General features: G+C 55.6%; 7 protein-coding genes. 4 read left to right on the top strand and 3 right to left on the bottom strand.

Going from position 1 to position 13,065, the window contains the following annotated elements:
* Positions 1-9: 9 nt before the first annotated feature.
* The 3 genes from FY046_RS00505 to FY046_RS00495 are packed head-to-tail and all read right to left on the bottom strand — an operon-like array spanning position 10 to position 7,282.
* The gene (locus FY046_RS00505; RefSeq protein WP_446185786.1) at positions 10-2,322 is read right to left on the bottom strand and encodes a DUF5682 family protein; all 2,313 of its coding nucleotides are present in this window, start codon (positions 2,320-2,322) and stop codon (positions 10-12) included.
* A gap of 32 nt (positions 2,323-2,354) precedes the next feature.
* Positions 2,355-3,434: an ATP-binding protein gene (locus FY046_RS00500; protein WP_133841906.1), complete on the bottom strand. Its 1,080-nt coding sequence runs from the start codon at positions 3,432-3,434 to the stop codon at positions 2,355-2,357.
* A 29-nt stretch (positions 3,435-3,463) separates the two neighbouring features.
* The gene (locus tag FY046_RS00495) at positions 3,464-7,282 is read right to left on the bottom strand and encodes a DUF4132 domain-containing protein (RefSeq protein ID WP_446185588.1); all 3,819 of its coding nucleotides are present in this window, start codon (positions 7,280-7,282) and stop codon (positions 3,464-3,466) included.
* Positions 7,283-7,895: 613 nt separating this feature from the next.
* Here FY046_RS00495 and topA point away from each other — a divergent pair.
* The 4 genes from topA to FY046_RS00475 all read left to right on the top strand — a co-directional run bounded on the left by topA (position 7,896) and on the right by FY046_RS00475 (position 12,551).
* Complete coding sequence (topA, locus tag FY046_RS00490; RefSeq protein ID WP_133841908.1) at positions 7,896-10,493, top strand: type I DNA topoisomerase; 2,598 nt, start codon at positions 7,896-7,898, stop codon at positions 10,491-10,493.
* A gap of 253 nt (positions 10,494-10,746) precedes the next feature.
* A complete protein-coding gene (cysB, locus tag FY046_RS00485) occupies positions 10,747-11,721 on the top strand; it encodes an HTH-type transcriptional regulator CysB (protein WP_062743153.1) in 975 nt (324 codons plus the stop codon).
* A 501-nt stretch (positions 11,722-12,222) separates the two neighbouring features.
* Entirely contained in the window at positions 12,223-12,381 is a 159-nt protein-coding gene (locus FY046_RS00480) for a YmiA family putative membrane protein (RefSeq protein ID WP_133841910.1), read from the top strand.
* 2 nt (positions 12,382-12,383) lie between these two features.
* Positions 12,384-12,551: an AraC family transcriptional regulator gene (locus FY046_RS00475; RefSeq protein ID WP_133841911.1), complete on the top strand. Its 168-nt coding sequence runs from the start codon at positions 12,384-12,386 to the stop codon at positions 12,549-12,551.
* Positions 12,552-13,065 lie beyond the last annotated feature (514 nt).

Raw genomic sequence — 13,065 nt, 5'->3', positions numbered from 1 at the left:
CCGGGGTCCTCACAGTATGCCCCAGGCGCGGAGCGCATCGACGGCGCGCTGCTCCTGCTGCTGGTGACGAAGAAAATCGGCAGGTGCACAGGCATCCGGCAGCGGCGTTTGTAACAGATGTTCTGGCAAGTGGGAGAGCTGGTAATGCGCCAGCACCTGACGTGCAAGCGCTGCCCGTTCGCGCGGCGGTAGCCACGCCAGTGCGGCACGCAGATCGGGCAGGGCGGCGATAAACTGATCGTCCGCCAGCTGCATCAGTTGCTGATTAAACCCGGCCACAAAGGCCGGATGTGATGCCAACTGGTGGCGTGCCAGCGCGATGAGTCCGTGCAGCGCCTCGCCCAGCCGTGCCGGAGGCAGTGCCGCCAGCAGCGCCAGTGCCGCCTCTGCATCGGCGCTGGGATGTTCAAGACGAATTAACGCACCCAGCGCCGCGCCGCGACTGAGCGCACTCGCCTCCGCTGCACGGCAGCGGCGTTCCAGCACGGCAAGCGCACGCGGCAACAGCACCAGAGCGCGATCGGGCTGCGGGTGACTCTGCTCATCGCGCAAAATATGGCACAGTGCCTGCCAGCTGTGCAGATGGGCATTGATCTGCGTGGCATCAATCAGCCCGGTCGACTCCGCCAGCCACAATGTGCGGTCTATCGCTGCCCGTAGAGTGGTGTGCAGGATGGCGGCGTCGCGCATTCCGTTGAAGGTGTCGTGGCGCCACAGCGCGTAGAGGATCTCCATCGCGGGGCCCATCTGCTCAAACTGACTCTCCAGCGCGATCTGCTGCTCCAGCCGGGAGAGCAGTTGCAGGCTGAATGTGGACAGCCCGGCGAGGGCGGCGCGTTGCAGCCAGGCGGCCAGTGACGCAATGTCATCGGCCCCGGCCATCGCGGATTCCAGACGGTTGCGCGCGGCCTCGATCAGCGTGGCGCCATAGCGTGCGGCTTCGATCAGGGCGGCATGTTGCTGCAACGGCCGGGTCAGCGTCCACTGCTCTTCACCGTCACCGGAAAGCGCCAGCGTGTGGCCCTGCTGGCAGAGAATGCCGGGGATATCCAGCACCGCAAGGCGATGCAGCACCTGACTTTGCCCTAATCCTTCCGCATCAAAGCGGTTAAGGGTCAGGGTGGACGGGAGCGTAATGCTGGCGTGCGCAAGCTCGCGTATCACATCCTGGGGTAAGGGGGGTTGTGGTGTGTCGGCGGCCAGTTCGCCAAAGCGATGTCCTGCCAGCACGTCTACCAGGGTGATCAGAATCGGATCCGTGCCCGCCTGTAACTGACCGCGATAGCTCCACGGTAATGGTGTATGCAGGGCTTCTTTGATCAGACTGCCCGCCAGCGCATCCAGCCAGTCGTTGCGCAGCGGTAGCCGGTGCCCGCGCAGTGCCGCCAGCCCCCGCGCCATGGAGACGACATTGGTCATATCCGCGGTTGAGGCGGGCAGATGCTGGCGGCGCAGATGGGTCAGAACGGTTTCCAGCAGACGCTGCCCGGCCTGTTGCAGCCCGTATTGCCAACACCAGTGCTGCCACACCGGCGCGGGCATCCCGGAGAGATAGCCTGCCAGCACATCCAGCCGCTTTTCACTGTAGGGGGTCAGATAGCTGCCGGTGACGGCACCGGTAAGGGGTGGGTCAGGCAGCCCGGGTTCCCTGGTATCTGAAACGCTGCGCCACAGACGGGCAAGGACTGGAGCATGCCAGCCTCCGCAGACCACCAGCACCGGGCCGTTATCCTGTGCCATCGCCCAGGCGATCCAGCGAGCCATATAAGCTTCGCGCTGCCGATCCTGCGGGCTGCCAGGGCAACCGTCACGCAGTTGCTGAAACCACCGATCCAGCGTGCGGGGGAGTTCGTTATGCTGATCGTCATCTTCGAACAGATGGTCCCATAACGCATCGCTGCTCTCCATCCCGCAGGCCGCCATCATCGCCTGCTGGCGCTGATGATAGTGCTGGCTGTCGCTGTCGCTGTCGTCTTCGTCATCGTCGGTTGTCTGCGCCCAGATCGGCACATCGATAAAACGCGTTTCGGCCTTCAGCCGTTGTGCGGCCAGCAGTGCCTGCCATTCAGGTGACCATTCGGCAAACGGTGTCCAGGCACCGATACCGGGCGTATCGTGATCCTGAAACTGGCAGTAACCGTAAATCGCGATCGGCAACTGATGCGCCAGCCGCAGTTCATCGAGTCGGGGGTTAAAATCCGCCGGGCCTTCAATCAATACCCAGGCCGGGCGTAGCTGTTCGATGCTGTGCTTAACCCACCTGGCGCAGGCCGGGCTGTGGTGGCGGATGCCGAGGATGAGCGGTTCACCGGCCGGGGGCATCGTGACTGGAGGACGATCTGTTGCCGGGAGGGTCATGGCAGCCGGTGACGCGCCTGGTAATACGCCTGCCAGTGCGCTTCTTTACGGTTACCGACGCGCTGCTCAAAGTAGCGTTGCAGGCGTGCGCGATCGTCTTCATTATCTTTGACGATGGTGCCACCAATGCAGTCAACCAGGTCAGCCGGTTCACCGGCGCGCTGTTGCAGGAACCAGGCGCGCACGCCCACCGCATGTGCCACATTGACCGCTTCAGCCGTCGACATAATGGCGTTCAGGCTGTCCATCGCGCTTTTTTTCTCTCCACCGCTGCGCAGATCGCGGAAGGTTTGCACCAGCAGTTCCAGCACGTCATCCGGCACTTTATGCGGGATGCCGCTGTGCGTCAGCAGACGTGCAGACGCAGAAGAGACCAGCGCCAGCTCCTGCTCGAAATTCATAATCGGGAACACGGTTTCGAAGTCAAAGCGGCGTTTCAGCGCGGCACTCATCTCGTTAACGCCACGATCGCGGGTGTTGGCGGTGGCGATAATATTGAAGCCTTCACGGGCATACAGCTGGCTGTCATCACCGCTCAGTTCCGGCACGGTCATCACGCGGTCAGACAGCATCCCAAGCAGGCAGTCCTGCACTTCGAGCGGTGCGCGGGTGATCTCTTCGAAACGTACGATTTTACCCTCACGCATGCCCTGATAAAGCGGGGCCGGGACCAGGGCATCAGTTGATGGCCCCTGGTTAATCAGTAAGGCATAATTCCAGGCGTATTTAATCTGATCTTCTGTCACCGATGCGCCGCCCTGAATGGTCAGCCCGGCATCACCGCTGATGGCGGTTGCCAGCAGCTCTGACAGCAGCGATTTTGCGGTGCCGGGTTCACCGACCAGCATCAGACCGCGCCCGGTGGCCAGCGTCACCAGCATGCGCTCAACGCTGGCGATCGACGTGACGACTTTTGCACTGATATCCCGGGCATCATCGCCCAGGATAAATGCCCGTGCTGCCGGCAGACTGAGTTGCCAGCCGGGGGGCAGGGGGCCGCTGTCATCCTGCTTAAGCCGCGCCAGTTCCGCAGCGTAAAGGACCGCGGCCGGGGGCCGCTGCAATACATCAGACATGGTCTTTCCTTAACAAACGGATTCAGGCATTAATCAAACAGCGCATCAATATCACTTAGCATCTCGCTGGCGGTAATCGGATGCAGTTGTGAGAACGGATGCTTTTGCGGGTGCTGCTGGCCCCAGCCATACTGGTGGGCATCGCCGTGCCACAGCCAGATGCTTGCCAGCGACTGCTCCTTGTTAAATTCATCCGGTGCCATGCCAACGCCCAGGCCTTCACCCATTTCCAGTACCAGTGTCAGGTTCCCCAGGGGTTTTAACATCCAGCAGATCCATCCTGCATCCTGTGGCACGCCACGCAGCCAGCCTTTGCTGGTCAGTCCGGCCAGACGTCCACTTGGGCAGAGCCTGCCCTGCCAGCGTTGTAAATCGGTGGCTTCACGCTCTTCATCGGTCAGCAGATAGCGGTTACGATCCAACTGGCGGAAGGGGGGCAGCAGCTCATAATCCGCAAACAGCTGACCAAAGGCGGCGGCATCTTCGGGCGGCATTTCCAGAATATGCGGAATACCGATTTCAACAGCGTTGTGCGGCAGTGTGAACAGGTCATCGTCTGCGGTGCTGTAACTGTTGTCTTCCGCGACGCGGAAGCAGCTCAGCAACTGGTTATCGGCATCATAGGCACCCCACACCAGGCGGCGGGTCAGGTGACCGACCAGCGGATGACCCACCAGGAACTGGATGAACTGGGCTTCCGTCCAGCGGCGGCGCAGGCACATTGCGCTTTCCAGACGGGCGATCTGCTGGCTGGCGATGGTGCGCGCATCTTTTTTCAGTAATTTGAAGCGATTCACCGCATCCGTCGCCAGCGCAGCATCGTCACTCTTGTTCGGTTTTGGCAGGTCTTTCAGGCGGCTGCCGCTGCTGTCGCGTACGAAAGGTTTGAGCGACTCATCAAAACTGACGCTGAACTGGCGCGGACCGAAATCAAGCAACAATGAGCCATTGTCATCCAGCCCCAGGTCTGGTGCCAGACGGTCTTCCAGCTCTGCGACACTTAGTTCGCGCTTTTCAGCAATCTGGCTGATTTTTTCACGCGCCCGCTCCTGCAGCGCTTTGAACTTCAGCTTCTGTGCAATGCCGTTGAGCTGCATCAGCGCGATATCCGAGCCAATATCCGCCAGAATATCCAGACCCGCAACGGCACGTTTATGCTGGGATTCACCCGGCCAGCTGCGGATCAGCGGGGTTAACTGACGGGCGATATCATCGTTGCCGAACAGCCCGAGCGTGCTGAACGCCCAGCCCTCTTTTGATGGCGCTGAAGCGGCCATCCACGCGGTGTACAGATCCCAGGCAAACGCCGCCAGTGAGTCCGGCGTACAGGCTTCTTTGACCTGGACCAGCCCCGGATACAGGCCATTTTCCGTCGGGAATCGTAGCATGGTGCCGAGGTGCATCAGGGCATCCTCCGGCAGGGCTTTACCGTTATGGAGCAGAGGACGTGTCCACAGCACGGGTTGCCAGAAGTCCGGCAATGCAGGGCGCTTCGCCGGGAAATCGTCCAGTGGGTCAAGCTGCACCAGGGCATTGACCGCTGCCAGCACCTCGGGTTGCGCATAGCGTCCAGCCACCGCTTCCAGCAGTTCCTGATAGCCGTTATCCAGCAGCAGACGCAGCGCCAGACGCGCGTGATCCTGCGCTTCTCCGGCTTTGCCGAAAGCCACCGGCAGCAGGCCAGCTACCGCATGTTCCGGATACTTCAGCAGCCAGTTACGCGCCTCTGCACGCAGGGTTTTCAGTTTGGAAAACGCCCGTGAAACCAGCGGTGCGAGGTCGGTGCTACCCACGCAGAGTGCGACGGGTAGCGCTTCCTGCGGCTGGCGGCCAACACTGTTGATAAAGCCGGGCAGCCCGTCCAGGCCGAAATGTGCCATGACCAGCGCAATACCGGTGTGATGCTCCGTACTGAGCGCATTCCACAGGTTGAGGCCTTTTTCACGCGGCAACCCGGGTAAAATAGTGAGATTCCAGTCACTGGCGTAATGCGAGTGGTTGGTCGCCCAGTCGGCAATAAGCTGACTGTAATTATCCTCGTCATAGGCCTGCACCGCTGTGTCTGGCAATGACTGGTTCCATGAATTGAAGCCAAAACGCGCGAGGATCTCTTCTGTCTTCAGACCCTCCACCTTGAGCTTACGATGATTCGACCACATCGACAGCTGGTCTTCTGGCACGCCGTCGAACTGTGGCGCGACAGGCTGCACCGATAACGTCAACTGCGGAATGGTGCCGACCTGTTTTTTGACGGTCCACGGCGGTGACACGAGGATCGCCGGTAACATCTCCGCGCTGGCGCAGTCGGTTTTAACGTTCAGCTGCGCAAGACTGCTCTCCACCAAAGCGCGTTCCTCTGCGGAGAGCCAGGGGGCAACCTCAGCAGCCAGCTGCGGTTGAGTGTGCAGCAGGGCATGAAGCTGACTACGCCACAGCGCATCCTCTTTACCGTTCAGCAGACGAACCAGGGCCGCGAACGCGGCGTGAGGGAAGCGTTTACTGGCTTTTGCTGCGCGCTCATAGCTGCGTTTTCCCTTACCGGCAGCGTCAATTAACATCATGAGTGCCTGCGGATGGTTGATGTGCATCAGCACTTCGCCACAGCGATCGCCGTGAGCATAGGGCGCCAGGCGCGGTAGCGCGCGCACACCCTGCTCCAGCAGCACAGTGCTGGTCAGTATTTCGCCGTAATACCAGCTATCAAACAGTTCTAACGCCTGGTAATACTCCAGTACATGCAGGGTATCCTCATCCGTCGCGGTCATTTTCAGCCACTCCAGCGCCGTCAGATCCCGGTTGCGTCCTGCACGCAGGGTGATTTCATCGGCCAGTTCGGGCCGCTCAGGCAGCAGCAATGACACCAGCGGCTGACGCCAGAGTGGGATCAGCGGCAGGGCGGCGACCAGGCGGTCTGCGCAGCGTTGCCACAGGTCTGGCTGTGCCGCAGAGAGGTGCCAGCGCAGACGCATTTCATAATCAACGATATTCTGCTGGTAACCCGCAGGTGGGTTATCCGCCGGATAAAACGAGATGTTGCGCGAGCGGTAATCCCGGTCGAGACCAATCTGCAGGCTGGCGATGATCATCTCGACGGCATACTCCAGGCCATAGCTGGCCACGATGGCATCGATCAGCAGCGAAGTGTCGCGCCCCGCATAGGTCTGATTGATTTTCATCAGGGCCGCAGCGGCCATCGGGGAGTCCTGCGGCAGCGGTTTTGCCTCGGCGAGGCAGGCCTGCGCGATGGCGAACGCCTGCTGCCAGCTGCTATCGCAGCGACTGCCGTCCAGGACCATGCCGCCGTTCTTTTTGGTTTCCTGGCTCAAGACCTTCAGACGACGTAACTGTTCTGCGGGTTCTTCGACTTTACCGATGGCCGGGAGTGGCCTGTCACGGTGGCTGAGTGCCAGTACCGACAGCTTCTGCGGCAGCGTAATGGCATCATCTTCTGTCAGCCACAGCGGTGCCGCAGGGTTGACGACGGCGCTGAGGGGAGCGGCTACGGGGGAAGCGGTGAGAGGCTCGTCAGCCGTTGGCGCGGCGGACGGTGTTTTTTTCGGACTGGCTGGCGCCACGGCTGCGGGTGGCACGGCCTGGACTGAGGCTGCACTGCCAGCAGAAGCGATGCTCTGTTGTTTATCTTCACCTGCTGCCAGATAGCCTTTGCGGCTCTTCTCTTTAATGAGCTTCTCGCACGCTTTTCTGGCCTGTTCATCATCATCAAAGCTTTTTATCTGGCTTTGCCCCTGAGTTCCCACACGTCCCCAACTGAGATGGAGTTCCTGTTGTTTTTGTACAATGGTCCAGAATTTGTGGGATTTTTCATCCTGATAAATCAAGGTGGTCATGTGGTTTCCATTTGTGTTGAACAGGACATCGATAGCGCAGCGATATCCGTAAAAGAGAAGCGATTCTCTGCCTCCGGTCACTTTTTTTTTGCAGCAGCGGCGGTAGACCGGTGGGTCAATGTAATCAACGCCAGAAAGGGGTTCAAGCGGAAAAATCTCGCTTTTATCAATCGGTTGATTATCCAAATATCATATCCGCAGGCAAATCGTTTTTTTCTTCCTTTATAAGGCAGTCGTCTCAGTGAACAAATGCTGTGCTTCGTGGTGCCCGGGCGTTGCGGCGAATAGCACAAATTTATCTCTTTTTGCTGCCTTTCCTGGCGTAAATGGGGGCTTGATGCTAATTAAGTTGCGTAACAGATTTTATCAGGTAGAGTGTGGGCGTTTCGGGTTCCGGGCGTAAAACAGACTTTACGCTCTGTTAGAGATTCGCTTAACAGGTTGTAAAAAGTACCGTTAATCAACTGGTTGCAACGTGCGTTATTATGTTGGAATGGATAAAAAGTTAACCGGGTTGAATCTGTTATCCCGATAACCCTATCGTTAGTGCGCGATGTGACGAGTGCAAAACGGCACACTTACTCTCGGATGTTTTAATCAGGTAAAGGTAACTATGGGAAAAGCTCTCGTAATAGTTGAGTCCCCGGCAAAAGCCAAAACGATCAATAAATATCTCGGTAATGACTTCGTGGTGAAATCCAGCGTAGGCCATATCCGTGATTTGCCGACCAGTGGATCAACAGTTAAAAAGAGCGCTGACTCTACAACCAGTAAAACAACCAAAAAGGTCAAAAAAGACGAAAAGACGGCGTTAGTTAACCGTATGGGCGTCGACCCTTATCACGGCTGGGATGCGAATTATCAGATCCTGCCGGGCAAGGAAAAAGTTGTCGCTGAACTCAAGGCGCTGGCTGAGAAAGCTGACCATATCTATCTCGCAACGGACCTTGACCGCGAAGGGGAAGCCATTGCCTGGCACCTGCGGGAAGTGATCGGTGGCGATGAATCGCGCTACAGCCGCGTGGTGTTTAACGAAATCACCAAGAATGCGATTCGCCAGGCATTTGAAAAGCCGGGTGAACTGAATATTGACCGTGTTAATGCCCAGCAGGCGCGCCGCTTTATGGACCGCGTTGTGGGTTACATGGTGTCTCCACTGCTGTGGAAAAAAGTGGCACGTGGTCTTTCCGCTGGCCGTGTTCAGTCGGTCGCCGTTCGACTGGTGGTTGAGCGTGAGCGCGAAATCAAAGCGTTTGTTCCGGAAGAATACTGGGATCTGAATGCGGACCTGACCACGCCGAAAGGGGTGGATTTGCCGATGCAGGTGACGCATCAGGGCGATAAACCGTTCCGTCCGGTAAACCGCGAGCAGACCTACGCCGCTGTCAGCCTGCTGGAGAAAGCCCGCTATGTGGTTGCCGATCGTGAAGATAAGCCCACCAGCAGCAAGCCCGGCGCACCGTTTATTACCTCTACGCTGCAGCAGGCGGCCAGTACCCGTCTTGGCTTTGGCGTGAAGAAAACCATGATGATGGCCCAGCGTCTGTATGAAGCCGGTCATATCACCTATATGCGTACTGACTCAACCAACCTGAGCCAGGATGCTGTCGGCATGGTGCGCGGCTACATCGAAGATGAGTTCGGCGCGAAATACCTGCCGAAAGCCGCCAACGTCTACAGCAGCAAAGAGAATTCCCAGGAAGCGCATGAAGCCATCCGTCCATCGGATGTGAAAGTGCAGTCTGAGCAGCTAAAAGATATGGAAACCGACGCGCAGAAGCTGTATCAGCTGATCTGGCGTCAATTTGTTGCCTGCCAGATGATGCCGGCGCAATACGATTCCACCACGCTGACGGTGGAAGCGGGCGATTTCAAACTGAAGGCGAAAGGGCGCACGTTGCGCTTTGACGGCTGGACGCGTGTGATGGCTGCGCTGCGTAAAGGTGATGAAGATCGCGTGCTGCCTGCTGTGGAAGTGGGGAGTGAGCTCAGTCTCCAGCAACTGGTGCCAAGCCAGCACTTCACCAAACCACCGGCCCGCTTCAGCGAAGCCTCGCTGGTTCGTGAGCTGGAAAAACGCGGTATCGGCCGTCCTTCTACCTATGCCTCTATTATCTCGACCATTCAGGATCGTGGATATGTGAAGGTAGAAAGCCGTCGATTCTATGCGGAAAAAATGGGTGAGATCGTTACCGACCGTCTGGAAGAGAACTTCCGTGAGCTGATGAACTATGACTTCACCGCGCACATGGAAGACAACCTCGACAAAGTCGCGAAGAATGAGGCCCAGTGGAAAGCCGTGCTGGATAAGTTCTTCAGTGAGTTCAGCGATCAACTGGCGCAGGCAGAGAAAGATCCTGAAGAAGGCGGTATGCAGCCTAATCAGATGGTCCTGACTTCAATTGACTGCCCAACCTGTAGCCGCCAGATGGGTATCCGTACTGCCAGCACCGGGGTATTCCTCGGGTGCTCTGGCTATGCGTTGCCGCCGAAAGAGCGTTGTAAGCAGACCATTAACCTGATTCCTGAGAATGAAGTACTGAATATTCTCGAAGGTGATGACGCGGAAACGAACGCACTGCGCGCCCGTCGCCGCTGCCAGAAATGTGGCACTGCGATGGACAGCTATCTGATCGACCCTCAGCGTAAGCTGCACGTCTGTGGTAACAACCCAGAATGTGATGGTTATGAGATCGAGCAGGGCGAGTTCCGCATCAAAGGTTATGACGGTCCGATCGTTGAGTGTGAGAAATGTGGTTCCGAAATGCACCTGAAAATGGGTCGCTTTGGTAAGTACATGTCCTGCACCAATGACGATTGCAAAAATACGCGTAAAATTCTGCGCAGCGGCGAAGTCGCGCCACCGAAAGAAGATCCGGTGCCGTTACCTGAGTTGCCGTGTGAGAAGTCAGACGCTTATTTCGTTCTACGTGATGGTGCTGCTGGTGTATTCCTCGCGGCCAATACGTTCCCTAAATCGCGTGAGACCCGCGCGCCGCAGGTGGAAGAGCTGCAACGCTTCCGCGACCGTTTGCCGGAAAAACTGCGTTACCTGGCCGATGCGCCAGCGACCGATGAAGAAGGTAACAAAGCCGTCGTGCGTTTCAGTCGCAAAACAAAACAGCAGTACGTCAGCACAGAAAAAGACGGAAAAGCCACTGGCTGGTCTGCTTTCTTTGTTGATGGTAAATGGGAAGTCACCAAGAAGTAACGTTGCGTGAATTATCCCCGTCGGGGGCGGCCTGTCATCGCTGCCCCCGCACCTTCTTTTCTTCTGTTCCCGCTGATGAATTCCCCTGGCTGTGCTATACATATCCCACATTTTTGATATAGTTGTTATAGATAACCCCTTTCTTATTATCTAATTGCATTAGAGCGATTGCCTGATTAGAGCGCCAGCCACAGAGTTGAACACTGTTGCTCGGTTTTCGGCGCATTGTTTCAAACCCTGGATGGAACGAAAAATGAAATTGCAGCAGCTGCGCTACATCGTTGAAGTGGTGAATCACAATCTCAACGTCTCTTCAACGGCCGAAGGGCTGTATACCTCGCAACCGGGCATCAGTAAGCAAGTACGTATGCTGGAGGATGAGCTTGGCATTCAGATTTTTGCCCGTAGTGGCAAACATCTGACTCAGGTGACGCCTGCCGGGCAGGAGATCATCCGCATTGCACGAGAAGTGTTATCGAAAGTGGATGCGATTAAATCTGTCGCCGGAGAGCACACCTGGCCAGATAAGGGTTCTCTGTACGTTGCCACTACGCATACGCAGGCACGTTACGCTTTGCCCAATGTGATTAAAGGGTTTATTGAGCGCTATCCGCGCGTCTCCCTGCATATGCATCAGGGATCGCCTACGCAGATCGCAGAGGCGGTTTCAAAAGGCAATGCCGACTTCGCGATTGCCACCGAAGCGCTGCACCTTTACGACGATTTGATCATGTTACCGTGTTACCACTGGAACCGTGCCATCGTCGTCACGCCCGATCATCCCCTCGCAGCGAAGAGCAAAGTCTCCATTGAGGAACTTGCAGAATACCCATTAGTGACCTACACCTTCGGCTTTACGGGCCGCTCAGAACTGGATACCGCATTCAACCGTGCCGGGCTGACCCCGCGTATTGTCTTTACTGCGACCGATGCCGACGTGATCAAAACCTACGTCCGGCTGGGACTGGGCGTTGGGGTGATTGCCAGCATGGCGGTCGATCCGGTGTCCGATCCGGACCTGGTGCGTATCGAAGCAACCGATGTATTCAGCTTCAGTACGACCAAAATCGGTTTCCGTCGCAGCACATTCCTGCGCAGCTATATGTATGACTTTATTCAACGTTTTGCCCCACATCTGACGCGCGATGTTGTTGATACTGCTGTAGGTTTGCGTTCGAATGAAGATATTGAAGCGATGTTTAAAGATATAAAATTGCCCGCAAAATAATCACTCAGGTGATGAAAAAACCTGTCCGGAGCCGCTTTGCGGCTCTTTTTTTTTCCATTGATGCCAGCTGGCACCCCATTCGTTAATGTCCTTTGATTATTTTTTCGTAAATGAAAGATGTATCACATGTTCTCCTATTGTTATTTCTTAAATGAGAAACAGTACACAGTTTTCATTGTCCCCCTTTGCGCTCAGTTAGGATGATTCTCATACTCTAGTTAAAAGCAGGTGAGAACAGCTGCAACGAAAGGAGGAGTAAAGAAAACTCTAATTTAGAATGGACCTGTAATGGAACTCGGTGTTCTTAATTTGTGTTAAGTGATAATTAATGAGACTGAGTTGAGTGAGCATTTTTAATTAATCTTCTTCATGGATGATTAATCCTGTTAATCGTTTTGTTCAATAAAAATTACTGGATTTTGCAACAGAGAATGTTTAGGATTCATCCTAATTTCTGATTGGTTCAAACAATCGTTTTAATGAGAGTGATTATCAAAAACTATGGCTACTAGATTATCTGTACAACCCGGCTTCGGGGACAAAACCATCAAGGTTGAGCGTAACAGCAATCTGAAACGCAAAGCCTGGATGACGGTATTCGCTGCTTCAGCCCTGTTTTGGGGAGTGGTTGGCTTATTCGTATGGCGTATATGGGGATAACAATGTACCTGAGACAGCCAGAGCAAAAAGCACAGCAAGTCCGCAAAACGAACGATCGTTTCTGTAAGGGCAAGAACAAGGCTCAGGACGCCATTCCGGCATCATGGGATTTGAATGACCTGCAGCGCAATTTTATTGAGTCAATGTTCGAAGAGAAGAAAGTTAAATAAAGCAGTTATTAAAATTCACTCGGCGTTTTGCTGAGAATCAAAATTAAAACAGCGTTAATTATCATTCAGGCCGACTCACTGGCCAGGGCATCTTGACGCCCATTTTTGATGCTAAACCCATCATTTAACGGTAAAACCCTCGCTTTAAATGCAGAGTGTTTAATGTGGTACGTTTTGGTCAGAGATGGCCTGCAGGAGTATAAACATGAACTTAACCCAAATTACCTGGTTCAGCACCTGGACATTCTCAGCATTGTTCTGGACCAGCGCGGTATGGATTGGAATGATGGTGCGTTAATCGCACTATTTAATCATCACCCGCGTAATAACAAATAACGCCTCGCTGGCCAGTACAGCGGGGCGTTTTTGTATTTTAATTTCAGTTTGTTTCAGCTGTTGTCAATTAGTGTTGTTATCAAATCGTTGCGATTCGCTTGTGCTATGTTTAAACAAACCTTGTGCTTACTAAGGTTTTACCTTTTATCCCCGCAGCACGGCTCCGGTGACTTAAGGT

This window comes from Erwinia sp. 1181_3, from assembly GCF_052824965.1.
This window is presented reverse-complemented; position numbering and strand designations above follow the sequence as displayed.